The sequence below is a fragment of the Mesorhizobium sp. M0159 genome (genome assembly GCF_040322295.1).
In the GTDB taxonomy this organism is placed as follows: domain Bacteria; phylum Pseudomonadota; class Alphaproteobacteria; order Rhizobiales; family Rhizobiaceae; genus Mesorhizobium.
In genome coordinates this window covers 233,575-257,222 of the sequence record NZ_JAMYTF010000001.1, presented here as the reverse complement: position 1 = coordinate 257,222, position 23,648 = coordinate 233,575, and the positions used below count along the sequence as shown (strand labels likewise).

Sequence of the window (23,648 nt, the reverse complement as noted above, 5' to 3'; positions counted from 1 at the left end):
GGGCCGGCCCCCGCAAATCAGCCGCAATGCCCGGAAGGCTGAGAAACTAGTCTTGAAACGGATCGGTCACAAGTATCGTGTCGTCCCGTTCAGGGCTGGTGGAAAGGAGTGCGACCGGCGCGCCGATCAGCTCTTCGATGTAGCGGACGTACTTCACCGCCTGGGCCGGCAGGTCGTTCCAGCTACGCGCGCCGGCAGTGGTGCCTTTCCACCCCTCCAGCGTCTCGTAGACCGGTTCGACGCGGGCCTGCGCACCCTGGCTGGCCGGCAGGTAATCGATCGCCTCGCCGTCGAGTCGGTAGCCGGTACAGACCTTGATCTCGTCCAGCCCATCGAGCACATCGAGCTTGGTCAGCGCAATGCCCTTGATGCCGTTGACGGCGACGGCCTGGCGGACCAGCACGGCATCGAACCAGCCGCAGCGCCGCTTGCGGCCGGTGACGACGCCGAATTCATGGCCGCGCGTGCCCAGGAACTCGCCGATCTCGTTCTTCTGTTCGGTTGGAAACGGGCCTTCGCCGACGCGCGTCGTATAGGCCTTGGTGATGCCGAGCACATAGCCGATGGCGCCCGGCCCGACACCCGACCCGGCGGCGGCCTGACCGGCAACCGTATTGGACGAGGTGACGAACGGATAGGTGCCGTGGTCGATGTCGAGCAACGTGCCTTGCGCGCCCTCGAACAGGATGCGCTCGCCGGCGCGGCGCTTGTCGTCGAGGATTTTCCAGACGCGGTCCATATAGGGCAGGATCTCGTCGGCCACCGAGATCAGCTCGCTCATGATCGCCTCATGCGTGACCTCGGCATGGCCGAGCCCGCGCCGCAGCGCATTGTGGTGCGTCAGCAGCCTGTCGACCTTCAAGGGCAGCGTTTCCAAATCCGCCAAATCCATCACCCTGACCGCGCGCCGGCCCACCTTGTCTTCATAGGCGGGACCGATGCCGCGACGGGTCGTGCCGATCTTCGTTCCGGAATTGGAAGCGGCGTCCTCGCGAAATCCGTCCAGCTCCCGGTGCAAGGACAGGATAAGCGCGGTGTTTTCGGCTATTTTCAGGCGGTCTGGCGTCACCTCGACGCCTTGCGCCTTCAATTTCGCAACCTCCGCGACGAAAGCGTGCGGATCGAAGACGACGCCGTTGCCGATGATGGAAAGCTTGCCTTGCCGCACCACGCCGGACGGCAGCAGCGACAGCTTGTAGACCTTGCCGTCGACGACCAGCGTGTGGCCGGCATTGTGGCCGCCCTGGAAGCGTACGACAACATCGGCGCGCTCCGACAGCCAGTCTACGATCTTGCCTTTGCCCTCATCGCCCCATTGCGAGCCGACGACCACCACATTGGCCATATTTCTTTTCCCTTGAGACGCCGCACGAGCAGCTTGAAACAATTCGAAACGATAGGCCTCTATCGCATCGGCCCCCAAAATCGGAATCGATTTTCGGAAAAGCACGACGCGAGATTAAAGCCTTCCGACGCGTACTTTGTAGCGTCCAATTGCACGCACGTCGCTCTATAGCGTCAAGACCCGGCGAGCGCGACCACTCTTTGCCGCCCAAAGCGCTCCGAGGCACAACAATTTTCGCCTTTGACATCATTTACTTGGGCTGGCGGTCGCAATAGGCCCACACCGACCGTCAAATTCCCTCTGCCTGGCCGGGAGTTCACGATGCATCGAGCCGCCTATCTGTTCCTGCTGTTCACCACCTTGCTGTGGGGCGGCAACTCCGTGGCGGGAAAGCTGGCGGTCGGTCATATCTCGCCGATGACGCTGGTCTTCCTGCGTTGGCTGCTGGCGGTTCTGATCCTGCTGCCGATCGGCTGGGGAACGCTACGCCAAGACTGGCCGGTGGTGCGCAGGCACTGGTTGCTGCTTGGCGGGCTCGGCGCTTGCGGCTTCGCCTTTTTCAATGCGATCTTCTACACGGCGCTCAACTACACGACGGCGATCAACGTCTCGATCGAGCAGGCGGCGATACCGATCGTGATCATCATCGCCAATTTCGTGCTGTTTCGCCTGCGGGTGAACCGGGTGCAGATAGCTGGCGTCGTGCTGACCATCATTGGCGTCGCGGTGACGGCGAGCCATGGCGACCTGCGCCAGCTTCTCAAGCTGGATCTCAACTTTGGCGACGCGATCATGTTGGTCGCCGTGCTTTGCTACTCCTTCTATTCGGTGGGGTTGCGGCTGAAGCCGGTCATCCGCTGGCAGAGCCTGATGCTGGCGCTGTCGGTTGCCGCACTCGTCACATCGCTGCCTTTCTTCCTGTGGGAGATTGCCGCCGGCAAGGTCATTGTCCCCGATGCCCGCGGCTGGGCGGTCGCGTTCTATACCGCCATCGGTGCTTCGGTCATCGCGCAGATCTTCTATATCAGGGGCAACGAGCTGATCGGCGCCAACCGGGCCGGCCTGTTCATCAATCTGGTGCCGATCTTCGGTACGCTGCTATCGGTGCTGATTGTCGGTGAGACATTCCAGCTCTATCAGGCGCTGGCTCTCGCGCTGGTGCTCGGTGGCATCAGCCTCGCCGAATACAGCGGACGGAAGATGGCGGCATCCGCTGCTGAATGAAGTCGCTTGCCGCGACGTTCCACCGCCCCGCGTGCTGCTGCACACGGGGCGACCGAATTTCAGGCTATCCCCACATCGAAATGCAGCCGCTTGGCGGAGTCGATCGACTTGTGCGAGCGCACCTGCGCCAACACGTTTTCCGGGAACGGCGCATCGAGATAGAGCAATGCGATGGCATCGCCGCCCGGCCGGTTGCGGCCGAGCTGGAAGTTGGCGATGTTGACGCCGTTCTCGCCGCACACCGTGCCGAGCAGACCGATGATGCCGGGCGCGTCGGCATTGGTCGTGTAGAGCATGTGCTGGCCGACCTCTGCGTCGAGATTGATGCCCTTGATCTGGATGAAGCGCGGCTTGCCGTCCGAGAAACAGGTGCCGGCGATCGAGCGCGTCCTGTGCTCGGTCTTAACCGTCAGCTTGATATAGCCGTCGAACACGCCCGACTTGTCACGCTTGACCTCGGCGACGATGATGCCGCGCTCCTTCACCATGATCGGCGCCGACACCATGTTGACGTCGGAGACCTGCGGCCGGATCAGCCCGGCAAGGGTGGCACTGATCAGCGCGCGCGTGTTCATCGTCGCGGTCGAGCCGTCGAACAGTATCTCGACCTCCTTGATCGGATCCTCGGTGACCTGTCCGACAAAGGCGCCGAGCACTTCGGCAAGCTTGACGAAAGGTTTCAGCCGCGGCGCCTCTTCGGCGGTGATCGACGGCATGTTGATGGCGTTGGAAACGGCGCCCTTGATCAAATAGTCGGACATCTGCTCGGCGACATGCAAGGCGACATTCTCCTGCGCTTCGGTGGTCGACGCGCCGAGATGCGGCGTCGCCACGACATTCTCCATGCCGAACAGTGCGTTGTTGTCCGCCGGTTCGACCTCGAACACGTCGATGCCGGCGCCGGCCACCTTGCCGCTCTTCAGCGCCGCGATCAGGTCGGCCTCGACGATCAGCCCGCCACGGGCGCAGTTGATGATACGCACGCCGGTCTTCATCTTGGCGATCGCCGCGGCGTCGATGATGTTGCGCGTCTTGTCGGTAAGCGGCGTGTGCAGCGTGATGAAGTCGGCGCGGGCGAACAGCTCGTCGAGCTCGACCTTTTCGACGCCGAGCTCCTCGGCGCGGCTGTCCGACAGGAATGGATCGAAGGCGATGACATGCATCTTCAGGCCGACGCCGCGCGCAGCGACGATCGAACCGATATTGCCGCAGCCGATGATGCCCAGCGTCTTGCCGGTGATCTCGACACCCATGAAGCGGTTCTTTTCCCATTTGCCGGCGTGGGTCGAGGCGTTGGCCTCCGGTATCTGGCGGGCCAGCGCGAAGATCATGGCGACGGCATGCTCGGCGGTGGTGATCGAATTGCCGAAGGGCGTGTTCATCACGATGATGCCCTTGCGGCTCGCCGCCGGGATGTCGACATTGTCGACGCCGATGCCGGCGCGGCCCACGACCTTCAGCCTGGTCGCGGCATTGATCAGCTTCTCCGTGACCTTTGTCGCCGAGCGGATGGCCAGCCCATCATACTGGCCGATCACTTCGAGCAGTTTTTCCTTGTCCTTGCCGAGATCCGGCAAATAGTCGACCTCGATGCCGCGATCCCTGAAGATCTGCACGGCGGTGGTGGAAAGTTTGTCTGAGACGAGAACGCGGGGCATTGGCTTGGTCCTTTGCGATTGGCGTCCCTCCCCCTTGAGGGGAGGGTCGGCGCGAAGCGCCGGGGTGGGGTCGTTGCGGCCGGATGCGGCCAAATCTTTTTCTTTCTGGATGGCGGATCGTTGAGCGGGTGGAGGCGACCCCACCCGGCCCTTCGGGCCACCCTCCCCTCGAGGGGGAGGGAGTCAGGCCGCCGCTTTGAGCGACGCCTTTTGCGCGGCAAAGGCCCAGTCGAGCCAGGGCAGCAACGCTTCGAGATCGGAGGTCTCGACTGTCGCGCCGCACCAGATGCGCAGGCCGGGCGGTGCATCGCGGTAGGCGCCGATGTCATAGGCGACGCCTTCCTTGTCGAGCACCGAGACAATTGCCTTGGCGAACGCAGCCTGTCCGTCGGCGTCGAGTGCAGCGACTTGCCGGTCGGTGAAGGAAAGGCAGACCGACGTGTTCGAACGCGTCGCCGGGTGTACGGCAAGATGGCCGAGCCAGGAAGATTTCCCGACAAAGCGATCGAGAACAGCGGCATTGGCATCCGCTCTGGTGACCAGCGCGTCGAGGCCGCCGATCGACTTCGCCCAACGCAGCGCGTCGAGATAGTCCTCGACGCACAGCATCGACGGCGTGTTGATCGTCTCGCCCTTGAAGATGCCTTCGATCAGCTTGCCGCCCGAGGTGAGACGGAAGATCTTCGGCAGTGGCCAGGCCGGCTTGTAGCTTTCCAGGCGTTCGACGGCGCGCGGGCTGAGGATCAGCATGCCGTGCGCGCCCTCACCGCCCAAGACCTTCTGCCAGGAGAAGGTGACGACGTCGAGTTTCCTGAAATCGAGCTGTTGCGCAAAGGCCGCCGAAGTGGCGTCGCAGATGGTCAGGCCCTTGCGTGTGGCCGGGATGAAGTCGCCGTTCGGCACGCGCACGCCCGACGTCGTGCCGTTCCAGGTGAAGACCACGTCGCGGTCGAAGTCGATTTTGGTCAGGTCCGGCAGTGCGCCGTAGTCAGCCTCTAACCTGCGCACATCGGCGAGCCTCAGCTGCTTGACCACATCGGTGACCCAGCCGGAGCCGAAGCTCTCCCAGGCCACCATGTCGACGCCGCGCTCGCCGAGCAGCGACCACAGCGCCATTTCGACCGCGCCGGTATCCGAGGCCGGCACGATGCCGATGCGGTAATCCGCCGGAACCTGGAGGATTTCCCGCGTCAGCTCGATCGCTTGTTCGAGCTTGGTCTTGCCGATCTTGGCACGGTGCGAGCGCCCGAGCGCGGCATTTTTGAGCGCCTCGACCGACCAGCCGGGGCGTTTTGCACAGGGACCTGAGGAAAAATTGGGATTTGCCGGACGGAATCCGGGCTTCGTATGCGTCGTCATCGTGGTCTATCCTTCCAGATAGTGGCCCCTCGTTGGGGAGGGGTGGCCCACGGACGGCGATATGCGTTCAGGCTTTCGGCGTCAAGGGGAAAGTTTTTGTCCCTGCCGGGATATTGCCGGCGGCGAAACCCAAACGGCGGGCCTACGACCCGCCATTGTCAACGCCTCGGCTTCGATCGAGCCTACCAGAGATCGTAGCGTAGTCCGACTTTGACTTGATGATTGTTGATTCCTTTGCGGATCGGAAAGGAAGTCAGGCTCTCGGCAGTCACATATTCGGCGTCTGGCGCGGAAAAATACTGATAGCCCAGATCGACTGAGACGTTCTTGGACACTTGGTACGCAAGCCCGGCATTCAGCGTGTAGGCGAAGGAGTATTGGGTCTTGTTGTCACGCAGGACGAAATCGTCGGTGGGGTCGGCGTTGTCGGTGAAGTAGCTCGCCGAGAGGCGACGCTTGCTCTGCACGATACCGACACCAGCGCCGAGATAAGGTGTGATTCCGACATAGGTGCCAAGATCGACATAGCCATTGAGTATGCCTGAGAAGGCATAGTTCTTCAGGGTCGCCGATGCCACGGTCGTTCCGTCGTTATAGCCGACGTCGATCTTGTTGCCGGGAAGATAGCCCACATTGAGATCGGCGCGCAGATAGTCGTTGAAATGGTAGCCGAAGCCGATGCTGGCGAAGATGGGATCTTCCTTTTCGTCGAAGCTCGCGGGTGTAAAGGCGAAATGCTCATCCTTGAAGCTCTTCTGCACCAGATAGGAGACATCGCCACGCAGATACCATCCCGAGCCAACCTCGACCGGTACATAGTCGGGCGCCTGGTCGACATAGACCGGCGGTTCGTAATCGGCGCCAAGCGCCGGCGTCAGCGGCATCAGGACGACTGCTGCAAGCGCCAGTGCTACAGGCGATTTGGATGTCATGGTCCTCGGCTCCCGAACTTGGCGCATTCGCGATCGCGCGCGCCGTTTCAGGCAGCATTGTTAACCATAGTGGTTAAGTGCGGGTTAAGGATAACAAGGCGTTAGCAATTGATTTGGTCCGTTTTCGCTCCTCGAGCTGGACGGTGTTACAGGGCAACGCAGCATCTTTAGGCAGCCAAACGAAACCGCCCGGCATCAGCCGGGCGGTCGACGAATTCCTCGATTTCGAAGCGACTACTTCGTGTAGACCGGCTCGGGTTCCGGGACGTAAGGCTCCGGCGGCGCGCAGTCCGACCTGCCGAACTGGTAGCGCAGGCCGCCGCGCACTTCGTGCACGTTGATGCCGCGGTCATAGCCCGGGCCAACATTGCTATCCGAAGCGTAGTCGAACATCTTGCCGCCATTGATGTGGCTGAAGCGGTAGCCGACGTCGAGTTTGACGCGGTCGGTCAGGCAGTAGGAGGCGCCCGCCATGGCAGCATAGGCAAAACGCCAGCCTTTGCCGCCGTGATGCTCGAACTCGCCGTCATCGTCGACGTTGTGGAGTGTATCCCACTTAACCCAGGCGCCGCCGATGCCGGCACCGACATAAGGCGTGACGCCATGCCAGGTGCCGATGTCGACATAGGCGTTGGCCAAGAGCAGCAGCGCCGAATAGGACGAGGTGTCGACGGATGTGCAAGGAGTTTGTAATACGCCGCAGAAGCCGTTGGTCGAGCCGCGGAATTTGGACTTGCTCATCCAGTCCAAGGTGAGATCGGTGCGGAAATGCTCGTCGATCTGGTAACCAACACCGCCGCCGGCCGAGAAGGCGCCATCCAGCTTGCCTGTATCGAACTTGCCGGGACTCTGGGGCGCCACACCGTAGGTGATGTAGTCGCCACCACGAAACTTCGACCAGTGATAGTCGATGTCGCCACGGATATACCAGCCGCCAAAGTCGGCCGGCTGCTCGTAGGCAACCGGTGGCGGCGCCTCCTCGACGACGGGCGGCTCGACGAAATCGGCGGCGAATGCCGGCCCGGCGCCGGCAAACAGCGCGGCCAGGAGAGCCATTCTTGCTGTGTTGAACATGCTTATCACCCCTGAGAACCCTCGAACGGCGAACGCGCCCGAAATGTGATTGACCTCAGTTGTGGATAATGAATCGGAAAGGTTAAAAGGCGTTTAACCGTATTGATTAACCACGAATCTCTAAAAGTGGAGCAATCTGGCGGCCGTTGCTGCAGGCGAGCTGGCCGCGACCCAATAAAAAAGCCCGCCGGCAAGGCGGGCCTTTGAACCGATGTTGGAGGGAGATCAGGCGGCGCTGCGCGTTTCCGAAATGACCTCGACGATGTCGTTGACCACGGACTCGACAAGCTGCGGGTCGTCGCCCTCCGCCATGACGCGGATGAGCGGCTCCGTGCCGGATGGCCGGATGACCAGGCGCCCGGCCTTGCCGAGGCGATTGCGCGCATCTTCGATCGCCGCCTTGACCGGCGCCTCCTCCAGCGGCTTGCCGCCGGAAATATGCACATTCTTCAAAAGCTGCGGCACCGGCTCGAATTTCTTCGACAGTTCGCTGACCGGCCGGTTATGCCGCTTGATGCAGGCGAGCACCTGGAGCGCCGAGACGAGCCCGTCGCCGGTAGTCGAGAAATCGGACAGCACGATGTGGCCCGACTGTTCGCCGCCGACATTGAGCCCATGGGCACGCATGTGCTCGACGACATAGCGGTCACCGACCTTGGTGCGATGCAACTGCAGGTTCATGTCGCCGAGGAAGCGTTCGAGGCCGAGATTGGACATCACCGTCGAGACGACGCCGCCGCCGGCCAGCCGTCCGTTCTGGTGCCAGGATTCGGCGATCAGTGCCATGATCTGGTCGCCATCGACGATCGCGCCGTTTTCATCGACGATGACGACGCGGTCGGCATCGCCGTCGAGCGCAATGCCGATATCGGCGCGCACCTCGTGCACCTTCTTTTGCAGGCCGGCCGGATGAGTCGAGCCGCATTCCTTGTTGATGTTGAAGCCGTTGGGCTCGACATTGATGGCAACGACCTCGGCGCCGAGTTCCCACAGCGCGTCGGGCGCCACCTTGTAGGCGGCGCCATTGGCGCAATCGACGACGATGCGCAGGCCCGACAGCGACATCGAGCGCGGCAGCGTGCGCTTGGCGAATTCGATATAGCGGTCATGCACGCCGTCGACGCGTTTGGCGCGGCCGAGCCCATCGGAATCGGCGAGCGCCAGTTCGATATCCTTGTCGAGCATCCCCTCGATACGCTCCTCGATCTCATCGGACAGCTTGTAGCCATCGGGACCGAACAGCTTGATGCCGTTGTCGTAATAGGGGTTGTGCGAGGCGGAGATCATCACGCCGATATCGGCGCGCAGCGAGCGCACCAGCATGGCAACAGCCGGCGTCGGGATCGGGCCGAGCAGGAAGACATCCATGCCGGCGGCGCACAGGCCGGATACCATCGCGTTCTCGATCATGTAGCCGGAAAGCCTGGTATCCTTGCCGAGCACGACGCGGTGGCGGTGGCTGCCGCGCTGGAAGGAGAGGCCGGCGGCCATGCCGACCCGCATGGCGACCTCCGCCGTCATTGGAAACTTGTTGGCTCGCCCACGAATGCCGTCCGTACCGAAATAATGTCCTGCCATGTTCGCCAGCTTCCCGATGGTTCTTTCCGAGCATCTCATGCCATAAAATGGCCCAAGCCCCGTCATCACATTGTATGATTATGGACGACCAATCCTTAGAAAATTATTGTTTTGTGTGTTTTGCGTCACGCTAGTGTGTTGATTTTCAAGTTCCGAGCCCTTGTTGCGGCAGCAACATCAGAAACGTCAACTCAAACCTCATCTGGATCCTTTGGTCTGTGGCAGTGTGGCCTTGAACCCGAATCCGCATCGTGCTGCTCCAGACAGCGGTAGGCTCAGGTCCGCCGCACCCGCCGATTTGACTGGCTGTCATGCGACGCAGTGTCCTCGCTGGGAACCAGCCATATGCGCGCTCTCCGTGCAATGCACCCGGACGAACTTGGCCGGGAGACAGTCCCGGCAACGAATTCATCACCTTAAAGAAAAGAATGCACTTCTAAATTTGTCTCTACGCTACTTAGCATCTGGCGCAACCAGCCGTTGAGCGCTATTGCTGCACTGGGACATATCATGAACCGCCGTAGGGAGAAAACGCATGCTCATCCACCGACTTGCCACTTTGACGGGTCTTGCCGTCGCGACCTTATTCCTGGCCGCGCCTGCCAACGCGCTGACCATGGCCGAGTGCAGCACCAAGTATAATGCGGCCAAAGATGCGGGAACGCTTGGCGGGCAGAACTGGAACCAGTTCCGCAAGGCCCAATGCGGCACCGACGCCACCGCTGCTACGAACGATCCCGCCCCAGCCAAAGCCACGGCCAAGGCCGCCGACACGACCAAGGCAGCCGCCGCCGACGATGCGGCGCCGGGCCTGACGGCGAAGGAGTGCAGCACCAAATACCAGGCCGCCAAGGCTGCCGGCACGCTCAACGGCATGAAGTGGAACGATTTCCGCAAGACCCAGTGCGCCGCCGGCGCGACGGCAGCCGCACAACCCGCCGCCACGACCAAAGCAGCGGCGACCAGCAGCGATGACGCGGCGCCTGGGCTGACGGCCAAGGAATGCAGCACCAAATACCAGGCCGCCAAGGCTGCCGGCACGCTCAACGGCATGAAATGGAACGACTTCCGCAAGAGTGAATGCGCCGCCGGCGCAACTGCAGCCGCACAGCCTGCCGCGGCACCTGCCAAGGCGACGACAGCCGCCGCGACCGATACCGGCAAAGGCCTCAGCATGGCGGATTGCAGCGCCAAATATCAGGCTGCCAAGACCGGCAACACGCTGAATGGCATGAAGTGGAACGACTTCCGCAAGAGCCAATGCGGCGCCGGCGCAGCCGACGACGACACCCTGCCGGCTCCCGACGCCAAGTACACCGGCGATCCGCAACCGCCGACGATCACCGCCCCCCAGGGTGTGAAATTCCCGACGGCGGTCTCCAAGAAGTATGCAACCGAGACCCCGGCCAAGGGCCGCATGCACACCTGCCTCGACCTCTACTACGCCAACAAGGACGCCAACACGCTGGGCGGCCTCAGGTGGATCCAGAAAGGCGGCGGCTTCTACAGCCTCTGCAACGCCAAGCTGAAGAGCTGACCGGCGCCACCATCCGACGACATGAGCCCGCGAGCCGCAAGGTTCGCGGGCTTTTTTGTTGCATGCTGCCGCGCGTTCAGAAGAGGCGGCATCGGCCGCCGCTCTAGACTAGCAATCTCCCCCTCGTGCGGGGGAGATGTCCGGCAGGACAGAGGGGCACTGTCCAGGGCACTGTCCCGCCGACATCGATGGTCGCCAGCACGCGCCACGTCGGGTCGAAGGAGCCTGAAATAAAAAAACCCGCCTCCGTGGGCGGGTCGGCGGCGCCAATTGGCACCATACTCAAATTAGTAGCATACCTGCCGGCACAAAGCAAGAACAAAATGTGGCGCCGTCGGCAAAAAATGCGAACTTCATTCTCCGGCGCGCCTTGTCGATCTTCCCGAAGTCGTCAACGAGGACGATAGAAGGCCCCATTCCTTCGCGCCCCTCTCTGTCCTGCCGGACATCTCCCCCACGAGGGGGGAGATTGGCCGTTATCGTCACTTTCGCCAATTTCCAGCGATGCAGGAAGGGTCGCATTCCCCAAGAGAAAACGCCGCGGTTAGAGCCGCGGCGTTTCGAAGTCGATCTGTCCTGGGCCGGAGCCTAGCTTGATGGCTGGGGTTCCATGCCGCCTTCGGGCTCGGGGCCCTTCTTGCGGCGGCCGGACTTCGGCACGGCCGAGCCGCGGCTCGGCGGCGTGTCGTCGCCAAGGTCGCGCGCGGGCTTATTGCCGGCGATCAGCTGCTTGATCTCCTCGCCGGACAGCGTCTCGTATTCGAGCAGGCCCTGCGCCAGCGCGATCCATTCCTTCTTTTTCTTGGTCAGGATGGACCTTGCCGTCGAATAGGCCTCGTCGATCAGCCGGCGCACTTCGGCGTCGATGATCTGCGCCGTCTCTTCCGAGATATTCTGCGTGCGCGCCACCGAATGGCCGAGGAACACCTCCTCCTGGTTGTCGCCATAGGCGACATGGCCGAGCTTGTCGGAGAAGCCCCAGCGCGTCACCATGGCACGCGCCAGCTTGGTCGCCTGCTCGATATCGGAGGAGGCGCCGGAGGTGATGTTCTCCTTGCCGAACTTGAACTCCTCGGCGACACGGCCGCCCATCATGATGGCGAGGCGCGAGATCATGTATTTGTAGCTCATCGAATAGCGGTCGCCTTCCGGCAGCTGCATGACCATGCCGAGTGCCCGGCCGCGCGGGATGATGGTCGCCTTGTGCAGCGGATCGGCCGACGGCACGTTGAGTGCCAGGATGGCATGACCGGCCTCGTGATAGGCGGTCAGCTCCTTCTCGGCCTGTGTCATCGCCGACGAGCGGCGCTCGGCGCCCATCATGATCTTGTCCTTGGCGTCCTCGAATTCGGCCATGGTGACGAGGCGCTTGTTGCGCCGCGCCGCCATCAGGGCGGATTCGTTGACCAGGTTCATCAGGTCGGCGCCGGAAAAGCCCGGCGTGCCGCGCGCGATCACCTTGAGGTCGACATTGGGCGCCAGCGGCACGTTGCGCACATGCACTTTCAGGATCTTCTCGCGGCCGACGATGTCGGGGTTCGGCACCACCACCTGGCGGTCGAAGCGGCCCGGCCTCAGCAGCGCCGGATCGAGCACGTCTGGCCGGTTGGTGGCGGCGATCAGGATGATGCTTTCGTTGGATTCGAAGCCATCCATCTCGACCAGCAGCTGGTTCAGCGTCTGCTCGCGTTCATCATTGCCGCCGCCGAGGCCGGCGCCGCGATGGCGGCCGACCGCGTCGATTTCGTCGATGAAGATGATGCAAGGCGCATTCTTCTTGGCTTGGTCGAACATGTCGCGGACGCGGCTTGCGCCTACGCCGACGAACATCTCGACGAAGTCCGAGCCCGAAATGGTGAAGAACGGCACGTTGGCTTCACCCGCGACCGAGCGGGCGAGCAGCGTCTTGCCGGTTCCGGGAGGACCGACGAGCAGCACGCCGCGCGGGATCTTGCCGCCGAGCCGCTGGAATTTCTGCGGGTCGCGCAGGAACTCGACGATCTCTTCCAGATCTTCCTTGGCTTCGTCGACGCCGGCGACGTCCTGGAAGGTGACGCGGCCATGTGCTTCGGTCAAAAGCTTGGCCTTCGACTTGCCGAAGCCCATGGCGCGGCCGGAACCGGACTGCATCTGGCGCATGAAGAATATCCAGACGCCGAGGATGAGGATCATCGGCAGCCAGGAGATCAGGGTGCCGAACAGCGAATTGGAGCCGTCGGATTCAGGACGCGCATTGATGGTGACGTTCTTGTCCTGCAGGCGCGAAACCAGCGACGGGTCCCCAGGCGAATAGGTCTGGAAGCCGTTGGAACTGTCCGTGTAATTGCCGGAGATACGGGCGCCGGCGATGGTCACCGACTTGATCCGTCCCGCCGCGACTTCCTGCAGGAACTGCGAATAGGGAACATCGCTCGAGGCTCCACGCGTCTGCGGCGTCTGGAAAAGATTGAAGAGCGCGATGAGCAGGACCGCTATGATCGCCCAGAGCGCGAGGTTGCGATAATTCGGATTCATCAATTGTCCCGTTGGCGCCCGCTGGGCGGACACGCGTCGTGAGAGGAAACTTGGCCCTAACATAGGGAGAGCGTTCCCCCTTGCCAAGCATAACAGCAGGTCTCGGTTAAGCTTTCGCCCGTGGTAGGCCGGCACTGTGGCCGCCGAATGGCACGGCTGGAACGGGCGCCGCGCCAAGCAACGCGGCGACGGCATCGGCCGGCGCCAGATCGAAGGACGGCAGGAAACGGGCGAAGGGCGCGACTGCCGGATATGCGGCGACAGCCGCCGGCATCGGGCCTTCCCCGGGCAAACCCGGGCCTTCCCCGAGCAAACCAAGGCATTCGCCGTCCCGCCAGAGCGCCGGCTCGGCGGCCAGGGCGGCACATACAAGGCTTGCCGGCGTGCCATGCCCTTCAATTGCCCGCTTTGCGGCAAGAGCCGCCCCGAGCGGTGCCACCAACGGCGGCGCGATCAACAATGCACCTGAACTGTCGCCCAATGTGATCCGTCTGCGGCCGTCCCACAGGGCATTGTCGGAAACCGCAACAGCGGGCGGCAGATCCCGCAATTCGCGGTGCAGAAAGATGCCGGTACGCCGGGCATCGATCACGGTCCGCGACAATGTGGCACAAAGCGGCCCGGTGCGGAACCGGCCGAAAAGGGCTTCGCTGCGGGCCTGGTCGGGAAGGAAGGCGGTGCCGCCGGTCGCCGCCAGCAGGATGCGCAGCGCATAAATGGCCGTCCGGCTGTCGGCGGCCGTCGCAAAATCCCGATCGAGGCGGACGAGGCCGGCGGCCGGCCTGGAGGCCAAGCTGCGGATCAACATGGCCGCGCGATTGCCCAGCTGCTCACGCTCGGCCGCCGCCTTTCTGGCCAGCGCCATAGCTTCAGCCATGCGAGGCGCATCGTCGCCTTCAACAAGTGCTGCGCGGACGCGCGGCCGCTCGAAAGCAGTGTCGGCATTGGTCGGATCTTCGATCCAGGCGACCTGTTCGCGTTGCAGCAATTCGCGCAGCTCAGCACGCCGCACGCCGAGCAGCGGCCGCACGATCCAGTGCCGCCAATCGTAGAGGGTTGCCGGCGCCATGCCGGCAAGGCCCCGCCCTTCGTCGCGCGGCCTCTCCTCACCTGGCCCGTCGTCACGTGCTTGCCGCATCAGCACGGTCTCGGCCTGGTCGTCGGCGGTGTGGCCGGTCAGGATCAGGCCGATGCCTGCCGCTTCGGCGGCCTCGGCGAGCAGCCGGTATCGGGCTTCGCGCGCGGCGGCAGGCAGGCCGGTCGATGGTTTGTGCCCCGACCAGGCGAGGACGCGATGGGCAATGCCGCGCGCCGCGCACAGCCTGGCCACGGCTTGCGCTTCCGCTGCCGCTTGCGGCCGCAATTGATGATCGATCGTTACCGCCAGCAATTTCGTTGCCGGGGCGTTACGGTCGAGATGGGCTTTGAGGAGGAGGAGAAGGGCGGTCGAGTCGCTGCCGCCGGACACGGCCGCAACAGCGCCGTTGGAAAAGTCGATCCGCGAAAAATCCGGAAGGTCAGGCTCGGTGTCGAGCATCATGCATGTCGCCCAAAAGTGGGCCCGGTTTTGGGGCAACGACATGCAAAGGAAAAACTAGCACGCCGCGAGCGCCCTTTCCTGCTTGACCCGCTCCTTGAGCGCGCCGGAAATATCGGGGTAGCGCTTGCCGATCTCGCTGAAAGTGGCACAGGCCACGTCGCGCTGCTTCAGCCCGACCAGTGAAACGCCGAGTTTCAGCAGCATGTCGGGCGCCTTCTTGGCCTTGGGATAGTCCTTGCTGGCAGCGAGGAAAATCTCGGCCGCATCGCGGTATTTCTGCTGGCCGAGCAGCGATTCACCGAGCCAGTAATGCGCGTCCGCCGCCTTGGCGTCTCTGGGAAAACGGGCGATATGGTCGCGGAAACCCTGTTCGGCGGTGCTGTAGTCGCCCGACAGGATGAACTGGTAAGAATTGCGGTAAAGCTCCTCCGGATCGTTGGTCGACGGGAGTGCCGCGACCACCGTATCATCGGATTTACCGGCCTTGTTGCCGGCTGCGCTGGCGCCGTTGGCTGGGGCCGTATTCTGCTGCGGCGCATTCGCTTGCGCATTGCCGTCGGCTTCGACGACATTGCCGTTTTTGTCGACGGTGATGGTGCCGAACGTCTTGGGCGGCGCGCCGGGGATCAGCTTGCCGGGATCGCCGTTGGGCGATTCGACGATGACGTCCTCGACGCTCTTGTCGCCGTCTGCCGCCTTGCCCGCATCGGCCGGAGCCGGCGTCCCCGGCGCCTCCGCCACGTTACTGTCGCCGTTGGGGCTGTCGCTGCTAGGCGCCGCCTCGGACTTCTTCTGCTCGGCCGGCTGCTGCGCGCCTTGCGGACCGCCTTCCAACTGCTGGAAGCGGAATTCGTTGTCTTCCTGCTGCTTGCGGATCTGCTCCTGCATCTGCAGGACCTGGAAATTGAGTTCCTCGATCTTGCCATTCATCTGCCGGAGCTGTTCCTCCAGCGCCGGAGTGCCGGTGCCATCCTGTTGCGCGAATTGAACCTGATCCGGCTTTTTCTTTTCGCCGAAAATGCCGGGCAGTTTGATCGTCGGCAGGTGGAAGGAAAAACCGCTTTCCGATGACTGCCCGGTGCCGTTTGCCCCGTCAGCAAGTGCCGCGATACTTGATACGAGCAGCAGCGCAAGCGTACCGCTCAAGACCGATCTGAAATGCATGTGCCTCTCGCCGTGAAACCATTGTTGCGCGCCTCTCATTCGAAGTAGACCAGTCAACTGGGGACTAGCCAGACGCTCTCGGCTCTTAACAGGACGTGAGACTTCGGCCAAATTTTGTTTGGAGCGAGCAGATATGAAAAAGGCGGCCTTTTGGCCGCCTTTCGCACCAAGTGTTGCATTTATGCCGATCAAGAACCGGCGCCGCCCAGGGTGGTTACGGCGCGGCGGTTCTGCGACCAGCAGGAGATGTCGTCGCAAACCGCGACCGGACGCTCCTTGCCGTAGGAAATGGTCTTCAGGCGCTGCGCCGAAACACCCTTGGCGACCAGGAAGTCGCGTGTGGCGGCAGCACGGCGGGCGCCGAGCGCCAGATTGTATTCGCGCGTGCCGCGCTCGTCGGCATGGCCTTCGATGACGATGGCATACTGCTTGTACTGGTTCAGCCACTGCGCCTGGCGCGACAGCGTCGTCTGCGCATCGGCGCGGATCGAGGACGAATCGGTATCGAAGAAGATGCGGTCGCCGATGTTGACGGTAAAGTCCTGGGCCGACCCGGGCGTTGCCGCGCCGGCGCCGTTGAGGCCGAGATCGGCGGCGCTGTTCGGCGTCTTCTTCGAGGCGCAACCGGTGATCGCGAGCATAGCGACCAGCGCGATCATGACCGGGTTTGTGGTAAGTGCTGCGATACGGCCCATGCCGCCTCTCCTTCGCAATTCGAGTGATTTCATTGATCGTCCAGTAACCACGTTTGGGTTAACCGGCGCTCAAGAAACACGGTTAAAATTTGGTTTCGGCTGCCGTCCGCAACCGTTCTGCCGAGGGGCGACAATGAGCGCGGACCGTAGGCGGAAATGCGGCCAAAACATGAAAAAGAGGGAATTGAGGAACTGAAGAACTGAGGAATTGAGGAAAGAGATCACCTCAGCTTCTCTCTGAGATTGACCAGCATTCCGTAGATGCGGGCATAGGATTGCAACCAATCGTCGCGTTGCGCCTGTGTGATGTACTCGAGGTCGAACGCATACGAAATCCAGGTCTCCACCTCACTGCATGATCCTATGGCCATCGAAATGAAGCGTGCGAATTCGGGCTTGGAGTGAGTCTGTTTGGCAAAGCCTTCGGCCAAATTGGCGCAGATCGCCTTGCTGGAACGACGTAGTTGATCGGCGAGCGCGTATTGCTCCATTTTCGGAAAAGCAAGCGTGGCTCTGTGTACCCCAAGGGAAACCGCATAGGCACGCTTATAGACTTCTAAATCCCTCGCGTGCTCGATGTAGACCCCTGCCTTCTCCATTCTTCAGTTCTTCAACTCTTCAGTTCTTCAACTCGTCAGTTCGTCAGTTCTTCAATTCCTCAGTTCTTCTTCCATCACTCCAGCAGCGGCGACCAGGCCGGATCCGAGGCGAAGTTCGCCGTCGGGATCGACTGTTCGTTGCGGCCGGTGAGATCGACCGAAACAAGTTTTGGTCCGCCATTGGAATCGCGGAAGAACATCAGCACCCGGCCGTTGGGCGCCCAGGTCGGCCCTTCCTGCTGAAAGCCGGTGGACAGGATGCGCTCACCCGAACCGTCGGTGCGCATGACGCCGATCTGGAATTCGCCGCCGGTCTGCTTGGTGAAGGCGATGAGATCGCCGCGCGGCGACCACACCGGCGTCGAATAGACGCCGTCGCCGAACGAGATGCGGGTCTGGCCCGAGCCGTCGGCGCCCATCACATAGATCTGCGCGCGGCCGCCGCGATCCGAGGTGAACACCACCTTGCTGCCGTCAGGCGAGTAGGACGGTGAGGTGTCGATGGCGGTCGAGTTGGTGAGCCTGGTCGTCGAGCGGCTTCTCAGATCCATGGCGAAGATGTTGGAATTGCCGTCATCGCGCAGCAGGCTCATGATCACCTTCTGGCCGTCGGGCGAAAAGCGCGGCGCAAACGTCATGCCGGGGAAATTGCCGACCAGCTCGCGCTGCCCCGTCTCGATCTGCAGCAGGTACACCCGCGGCTGACCGCTTTCATAGGACATGTAGGTGATTTCCTGCCGGTTCGGCGAGAAGCGCGGCGTCAGCACGATCGATTTGCCGTTCGAGAGATAGCGGACGTTGGCGCCGTCCTGGTCCATGATGGCAAGCCGCTTCTTGCGCGCATTCTTGGCACCGGACTCGTCGATGAAGACAACGCGCGTGTCGAAATAGCCCTTCTCGCCGGTCAGCCGCTCGTAGATCGCATCGGCGATGATATGGGCGACGCGCCTGGTATTGGCGTCGTTGGCGAAGAACTGCTCGCCCGACATCTGCTGGCCGGCAAACGTGTCCCACAACCGGTACTGGGCGCGAATGCGGCCGTCAGCCTCCTTGCCGACACTGCCGGTGACCAGCGCCTGCGCATTGATCACCTTCCAGTCTTCGAAGCGCGGCGTGGCATCCGGATTCGAGATCTTTTCAATGAAAGCGCTTTTGTCGATCGGCGCGAACAGGCCGGAGCGTTTCAGGTCGGCACTGACGATGCCGGAAATCTCGGCGCCGAGGGCATCGCCGCCCTGGAAGTCCGTGATGGCGATCGGCAACGGCTCGACATTGCCCTTATTGACGTTGAGCTCAACGAGCGCCCGCGCCGGCAGGGTGACAGCAACGGTCATACCCAGCGCCATCGCTGCGATCGTCAGGAGCGGCTTGAGGATGGATTTCATGTCTTCTCGCTTCTCTTCGCTGATTCTGTGGGAGCCGGGCCTAAAGACCGAGCATCTCCCTGGGGTCAAAAGTGACCCGAACGTCGGACCAGATGTCTTGCTTGCCCGCTGGAACCTGCAGGCCGGCCACATCGCATTTCTGAACCGCGCGCACTGCGCTTTCGTCAAACGGGCGGTTTCCGCTCGACTTTTCAACGCTCGGCCGGCCATCCAGCTTGCCGGAGGCGTCCAGATTAAACCGGACCACGACGACGAAATTCTCCGAACCCTCGAGCCCTGCCGGAAGCGTCCAGCAACCACCAAGCTGGGCCTCCAATGCCCCCTGCTCCGATTTCGAAAGCTTCTGGCCCTGATCCTTCTCGCCGCCGAGCGATGCCTGCTGGGTCGAGCGCTTGGCGCCGCCGCCCGACGGCTTGCGCTTGTCGAGCAAAGCCGAAATCTCGTCGGCGTTGAATTGCTTGTCGTCCGATTTCGGCTTGGATGAGGCTTCCTTGACCGGCTTGTCGGCGTCCTTGCGCTCCGGTGCCTTGGCGCTCTCGGCCTGGGCCGGCTGCGGCTTTGGCCGAGCCTCGGGTGCTGGCGCCGAGTCCGGAAGCTGCGCCTCCTCGGTTGGCGGTTGCTTGGCAATCGCCTCGGCGACGGCATCCGGCTTGACCTCGGGCTGCGGATCGATCGCGGCAGTCTTGTCCTGCGGCGGCGTGGGCGTCGGCTCCTTGGCCGGCGTCGGCTTGGGCTCGGTCTGCTTGACAGGTTCGGGCTTGACCTCTTCCTTCGGCTGCGGCACCGGCGCCACCTCCGTAGCGGGAATAGGCTTCGGCTCTTCCTTCGGCTTCGGCACGTCCTCGGGCTTGGGCTTTTCGACCGGCGTCGGCGCGGGTGGCGGAGCCGCCGTCATGTCGACTGGCTGGGGCTTGGGCTCAGGTGTCGGCGGCTTGTCGGTGTCGACGCTGTTATCGCCGACTTTCTGGGCATCGGGAACGATGTCGGGACGCTGCGTCGGTACCGGCGCCGGCTTGTCGTGCATTACAGCCTTCTTGTCGCCTTGCAGGACCTGTGCCGTCGCTTCCATCGGCACGATCTCGACCGACACCGATTCCGCATCGGACGCAGGCATCGCGGGCGGCGAGGACAACGTGAACAGCCCGAAGGCGATCGCCACCGTATGCAAGATCACCGATGTGGTGAGGCCGGTCCTCATCTTGCGTCTACTGATCCTGTTCCTGCAGTGAAACCAGGCCGATATTCTTGTAGCCAGCAGCCGAGATGCGGGCCATCACCTTCATGGCAGTGCCATAGTCGGTGGACTTGTCACCCCTGATGAAAATGCGCTCTTCATAGCCGGTCTTCGAGATCGCCTGCAGCTTTGCCACCAGCTCCTCGATCGGGATCTCGGTTTCCTGGAGGTAGATCTGACCGGCCGAGTTGATGGACACGGTTATAGGCTGCGTATCGGCGTTCATCGCTTTGGCCTGGGTATCCGGCAGGTCGATCGGCACGCCGACCGTCAGCAACGGCGCCGCGACCATGAAGATGATCAGCAGCACCAGCATCACGTCGACCATCGGCGTGACGTTGATCTCCGATATCAAGGCGTGATGGCGGCCGCGCCGCCTGTGGCCGCGCCCGCCGCGTCCTCCGCCACCTGCGCTTACGGACATTCCCATGATCGTTCCTCAGGCCTTCTGCGCGACTTTTTCATCGATTTGGCGCGAGAGTATGGCGGAGAACTCATCCGCGAACCCTTCCATGCGCACCGCGATCTTGCTCGCGTCGGACGACAGCTTGTTGTAGGCGATGACGGCTGGGATGGCGGCGAGCAGGCCGATGGCCGTCGCCAGCAGCGCCTCGGCGATGCCGGGCGCGACCACCGAGAGGCTGGTGTTCTTCGAGGCGGCGATCGCCTGGAACGAGGTCATGATGCCGATAACCGTGCCGAACAGGCCGATGAAGGGCGCCGCCGAGCCGGTGGTGGCGAGAAAGCCGAGCCGCCCTTCAAGCTTTTCCATTTCACGGGTCAGCGCCAGATCCATCGCCTTGTCGATGCGGGTCTGCAGGCCGAGCGGCGATTTCGCGCCCTTCTCGAAGCTTTTCTTCCATTCGCGCATGGCGGCGACGAAGATCGCGCTCATGCCGGTCGTCTTGCGGTCGGCGAGCGTGCGGTAAAGTTCTTCCAGCGACTGTCCCGACCAGAACACCTGTTCGAAGCGGTTGAGCGCCAGCCGCATGCGGGCATAGGCGACGAGCTTGTCGACGATGATCGCCCAGGTCCAGATCGAGGCACCAAGCAGCCCGATCATGACCAGCTTGACCACCCAACCGGCCTGCATGAACAAGGCCCAAATCGATAAATGCGCGCCCGGTTCGGCGAGAGCGATGTTTTCCATGTTACGTCCTTAAAGATTTTCCGGGCGTGGCTGGCGGCTGGCCCATGGGCATCCCTTGTGGTCCGTTCGCGTTAGGCTTGCGGAATAACCCCAAATGCACCGTTGGCGGCCTTTTCGGGGCAAATATTGGTGAAAGGAAGGCGCTTGGATTCTCCCAATCTTAACCAATCCCTTCATGGACCGTTATGGTTAAGGATGGGTTAGGACGTACAGCGCGGCGCATTGCCGCGCCCTGATAGGCCGCCTCGCGATTCTGGCCTGGACCGGGAGCTCCGGGATCGTCCGCCTCTGAACCTTTATTTGCGCGTTCTGGGCATGAAGGCTGCGATCCAGTCCTTGGGAAAGCGCCGCGGCCGCCCGTTCTCGCCGACGATCGCCGCTTCGACACGCGCCTCGACCAGCACTTCGCTGCCGCGCTTCAACTGTTGCGCCATGACGATGCGGGCGCCGGAAATCTCGTCGGTGCGCGTATCGATGGTCAGGATGTCGTCCATGCGGGCCGAACCGCGGAAGTCGATCTCCATGCGCCGCACCACCCAGACTATTTTCTCGCCATGCTTGCCGTCGGCAAGCTCGGTGTGGTGGACGCCGGCCAGCCGCAGATAGTCGGAACGGCCGCGCTCGAAGAATTCGAGATAGCGCGCGTGGTAGACGACGCCGGAAAAATCGGTGTCTGCATAATAGACCCGCGCCATCAGTCGATGGCCGAATTCCGTCAGCGCGCCGGAAAGTCCGGCGGACAATGCCGATTCACCGTGATCGTCCATTGCGCTGTCCTTTTGGCCCGACAGGCCCTGTTTCAAGCAACACCTGTTTTGCGCATAGACCGGCGATGATCAAGACCTGGAGGGCTGGGCCGGGGAACTGCCAGCACCGAAGCCATAAGCAGCGGAACTTACGGTTCTTCCTGGAACAGGCTGATCTGCTGCTGCGCCAGGTCCTTCGGCGCGTCGAGGCCGAGATGCCGCCAGGCATTGGCCGCCAGCACGCGGCCGCGCGGGGTGCGCATGATGAAGCCTTGCTGGATCAGAAAGGGCTCGATGATGTCCTCGATGGCATCGCGTGGCTCGGAAAGCCCGGCCGCGATGGTCTCGATGCCGACCGGCCCGCCGCCGAAATTCCGGGCGATCATCGACAGATAACGGCGGTCGAGCGCGTCGAGGCCGAGCCCGTCGACCTCCAGCCGCGTCAGCGCCTCATCGGCGATCTTGCGGTCGACATGGCCGTCGCCGGCTACGCTGGCGAAGTCGCGCACCCGGCGCAACAGTCGGCCGGCGATGCGCGGCGTGCCGCGCGCCCGCCGGGCGATCTCCAAAGCACCGTCGTCGCCGAGCGGCATGGCAAGGATGCGGGCGCCGCGCCGCACGATCTGCTCGAGTTCCTCGACCGAGTAGAAATTGAGCCGCACCGGAATGCCGAACCGGTCGCGCAGCGGGTTGGTCAACAGGCCGAGCCGGGTGGTGGCGGCGACAAGCGTGAAGCGGGCAAGGTCGATCTTGACCGAGCGCGCCGCCGGCCCCTCGCCGATGATCAGGTCGAGCTGGAAATCCTCCATCGCCGGATAGAGGATTTCCTCGACCGCCGGGTTGAGCCGGTGGATCTCGTCGATGAACAGCACGTCGCGGTCTTCGAGGTTGGTGAGCAGCGCCGCGAGATCACCGGCCTTGGCGATGACCGGACCCGAGGTCGAGCGGAAATTGACGCCAAGCTCGCGCGCCATGATCTGCGCCAGCGTCGTTTTGCCGAGGCCAGGCGGGCCAACGAACAGCACATGGTCGAGCGCTTCGCTGCGCCCCTTAGCGGCTTCGATGAAGACTTTGAGATTGGCCCGCACCGCCGCCTGGCCGACAAAGTCGCCAAGCGTCTGCGGCCGCAAGGTCTGCTCGGCGTCCTCGCCGCGTCTGTCGGGAGCAATGAGCCGTGGCGAAAGGCTCATGCGAGCAGTTCCATACCGGTAATGGACCTTGCAGTCCGCTGGTCGAACGTGACCGTATGCGAGCAACCGAAATTTCGATTGTGCTCGGCTATCAGCGCATTAGCAAAGTCGACCTGGCTCGAATTCGATCGTTCGAGCGCGATCACGATGGCATCGAAATCCTCAAACACCAGCGTCTTGATCTTGAGCAATCTCTGGATCTCGGCCAGTATCTGCTCCTTTGGCTGCCGGTAACGCGAAAGCAGTGACCAACTGAATTCCACCAGCACAATCAAACTCACAAAGCCGAGCTTGTCGCCGCTGAGGCTCTTACCGAAGGCGAGAGCCTTGGCCTGTTGCTCGGCATCATCGTTCAGCACCATTCGAAGCAGAACGTTAGTATCGATACCTATCGACGTCACGCGTCGCCCTCTTTTCCGCCCTGTGGCTTGTCACCAACAACGTGCTGGCCTACGGCCTCCCTCACAGCCGCATCGATCTCTTCCAGGGAAGCGGGACCGCCGGGTGGATCGCCGAGAAATCCGGCTAGGTCGGCGAAGTCGAGATTGCGCGGCGTCCCGACCAAATAGCCATCCATCACCGTCCAGGCGATCGTGTCGCCCGTCTTGAGCGACAAGGCGTCGCGGACGTCCTTTGGAATCGTGAGCTGTCCCTTGGAGGTCAGACTGGCATATGCGCCCATATTCTTACTCCTGCAAAAAATTCTTACCGATCAGATAGTAGT

At 62.6% G+C, this 23,648-nt stretch carries 21 protein-coding genes; 2 read left to right on the top strand and 19 right to left on the bottom strand.

Translation table 11 applies throughout. From position 1 onward, the window contains the following. Window positions 1-46: 46 nt before the first annotated feature. Entirely contained in the window at window positions 47-1,345 is a 1,299-nt protein-coding gene (locus tag NKJ32_RS01260; RefSeq protein WP_023680654.1) for an adenylosuccinate synthase, read from the bottom strand. 321 nt (window positions 1,346-1,666) lie between these two features. On the opposite strand from NKJ32_RS01260, the gene NKJ32_RS01255 reads away from it, so the two are divergent. Further along, window positions 1,667-2,569 carry a DMT family transporter gene (locus NKJ32_RS01255; RefSeq protein ID WP_023680655.1) on the top strand — a complete coding sequence of 301 codons (903 nt, stop codon included), beginning with the start codon at window positions 1,667-1,669 and terminating at the stop codon, window positions 2,567-2,569. A gap of 59 nt (window positions 2,570-2,628) precedes the next feature. Here the strand turns inward: NKJ32_RS01255 and serA are convergent, their stop codons facing one another. The 5 genes from serA to glmM form a co-directional block, all read right to left on the bottom strand. After that, on the bottom strand, window positions 2,629-4,227 hold the full coding sequence (gene serA / locus NKJ32_RS01250; protein WP_352569603.1) for a phosphoglycerate dehydrogenase: 1,599 nt from the start codon (window positions 4,225-4,227) through the stop codon (window positions 2,629-2,631). A gap of 183 nt (window positions 4,228-4,410) precedes the next feature. Continuing rightward, a complete protein-coding gene (locus NKJ32_RS01245; protein WP_352569602.1) occupies window positions 4,411-5,586 on the bottom strand; it encodes a phosphoserine transaminase in 1,176 nt (391 codons plus the stop codon). Window positions 5,587-5,768: 182 nt separating this feature from the next. Then, entirely contained in the window at window positions 5,769-6,518 is a 750-nt protein-coding gene (locus NKJ32_RS01240; RefSeq protein WP_352754651.1) for an outer membrane protein, read from the bottom strand. Window positions 6,519-6,752: 234 nt separating this feature from the next. Next, on the bottom strand, window positions 6,753-7,592 hold the full coding sequence (locus tag NKJ32_RS01235; RefSeq protein ID WP_352454888.1) for an outer membrane protein: 840 nt from the start codon (window positions 7,590-7,592) through the stop codon (window positions 6,753-6,755). Window positions 7,593-7,817: 225 nt separating this feature from the next. Beyond that, a complete protein-coding gene (gene glmM, locus NKJ32_RS01230; RefSeq protein ID WP_352454889.1) occupies window positions 7,818-9,170 on the bottom strand; it encodes a phosphoglucosamine mutase in 1,353 nt (450 codons plus the stop codon). Window positions 9,171-10,044: 874 nt separating this feature from the next. On the opposite strand from glmM, the gene NKJ32_RS01225 reads away from it, so the two are divergent. Next, entirely contained in the window at window positions 10,045-10,707 is a 663-nt protein-coding gene (locus tag NKJ32_RS01225) for a hypothetical protein (RefSeq protein ID WP_502897737.1), read from the top strand. Between the two features lie 588 nt (window positions 10,708-11,295). On the opposite strand, the gene ftsH is transcribed toward NKJ32_RS01225, so the two are convergent. The 13 genes from ftsH to NKJ32_RS01160 all read right to left on the bottom strand — a co-directional run bounded on the left by ftsH (window position 11,296) and on the right by NKJ32_RS01160 (window position 23,606). Then, on the bottom strand, window positions 11,296-13,221 hold the full coding sequence (ftsH, locus tag NKJ32_RS01220) for an ATP-dependent zinc metalloprotease FtsH (RefSeq protein WP_023677989.1): 1,926 nt from the start codon (window positions 13,219-13,221) through the stop codon (window positions 11,296-11,298). 106 nt (window positions 13,222-13,327) lie between these two features. Then, the gene (gene tilS / locus NKJ32_RS01215) at window positions 13,328-14,758 is read right to left on the bottom strand and encodes a tRNA lysidine(34) synthetase TilS (RefSeq protein ID WP_352569625.1); all 1,431 of its coding nucleotides are present in this window, start codon (window positions 14,756-14,758) and stop codon (window positions 13,328-13,330) included. Window positions 14,759-14,815: 57 nt separating this feature from the next. Further along, entirely contained in the window at window positions 14,816-15,925 is a 1,110-nt protein-coding gene (gene ybgF / locus NKJ32_RS01210; protein WP_352569598.1) for a tol-pal system protein YbgF, read from the bottom strand. A 188-nt stretch (window positions 15,926-16,113) separates the two neighbouring features. Then, window positions 16,114-16,620 (bottom strand): peptidoglycan-associated lipoprotein Pal, encoded by a 507-nt coding sequence (gene pal, locus NKJ32_RS01205; protein WP_023677992.1) that lies wholly within the window; start codon window positions 16,618-16,620, stop codon window positions 16,114-16,116. A gap of 221 nt (window positions 16,621-16,841) precedes the next feature. Continuing rightward, on the bottom strand, window positions 16,842-17,219 hold the full coding sequence (locus tag NKJ32_RS01200; RefSeq protein ID WP_023677993.1) for a four helix bundle protein: 378 nt from the start codon (window positions 17,217-17,219) through the stop codon (window positions 16,842-16,844). A 74-nt stretch (window positions 17,220-17,293) separates the two neighbouring features. Next, the gene (gene tolB, locus NKJ32_RS01195) at window positions 17,294-18,565 is read right to left on the bottom strand and encodes a Tol-Pal system beta propeller repeat protein TolB (RefSeq protein WP_245274748.1); all 1,272 of its coding nucleotides are present in this window, start codon (window positions 18,563-18,565) and stop codon (window positions 17,294-17,296) included. A gap of 79 nt (window positions 18,566-18,644) precedes the next feature. Then, the gene (gene tolA, locus NKJ32_RS01190; RefSeq protein WP_352569596.1) at window positions 18,645-19,802 is read right to left on the bottom strand and encodes a cell envelope integrity protein TolA; all 1,158 of its coding nucleotides are present in this window, start codon (window positions 19,800-19,802) and stop codon (window positions 18,645-18,647) included. A 7-nt stretch (window positions 19,803-19,809) separates the two neighbouring features. Next, window positions 19,810-20,268 carry a protein TolR gene (tolR, locus tag NKJ32_RS01185; protein ID WP_352569595.1) on the bottom strand — a complete coding sequence of 153 codons (459 nt, stop codon included), beginning with the start codon at window positions 20,266-20,268 and terminating at the stop codon, window positions 19,810-19,812. 9 nt (window positions 20,269-20,277) lie between these two features. Continuing rightward, the gene (gene tolQ, locus NKJ32_RS01180) at window positions 20,278-20,988 is read right to left on the bottom strand and encodes a protein TolQ (RefSeq protein WP_023677997.1); all 711 of its coding nucleotides are present in this window, start codon (window positions 20,986-20,988) and stop codon (window positions 20,278-20,280) included. A 296-nt stretch (window positions 20,989-21,284) separates the two neighbouring features. Then, window positions 21,285-21,755, bottom strand: coding sequence for a tol-pal system-associated acyl-CoA thioesterase (gene ybgC, locus NKJ32_RS01175; protein WP_023677998.1), 471 nt, complete (start codon window positions 21,753-21,755; stop codon window positions 21,285-21,287). Between the two features lie 128 nt (window positions 21,756-21,883). Beyond that, window positions 21,884-22,924 (bottom strand): Holliday junction branch migration DNA helicase RuvB, encoded by a 1,041-nt coding sequence (gene ruvB, locus NKJ32_RS01170; RefSeq protein WP_352454896.1) that lies wholly within the window; start codon window positions 22,922-22,924, stop codon window positions 21,884-21,886. Further along, the gene (locus tag NKJ32_RS01165; RefSeq protein WP_352826658.1) at window positions 22,921-23,325 is read right to left on the bottom strand and encodes a type II toxin-antitoxin system VapC family toxin; all 405 of its coding nucleotides are present in this window, start codon (window positions 23,323-23,325) and stop codon (window positions 22,921-22,923) included. The genes ruvB and NKJ32_RS01165 overlap by 4 nt, the downstream gene beginning before the upstream one ends. Then, window positions 23,322-23,606 carry an AbrB/MazE/SpoVT family DNA-binding domain-containing protein gene (locus NKJ32_RS01160; RefSeq protein WP_352569593.1) on the bottom strand — a complete coding sequence of 95 codons (285 nt, stop codon included), beginning with the start codon at window positions 23,604-23,606 and terminating at the stop codon, window positions 23,322-23,324. The genes NKJ32_RS01165 and NKJ32_RS01160 overlap by 4 nt, the downstream gene beginning before the upstream one ends. Window positions 23,607-23,648 lie beyond the last annotated feature (42 nt).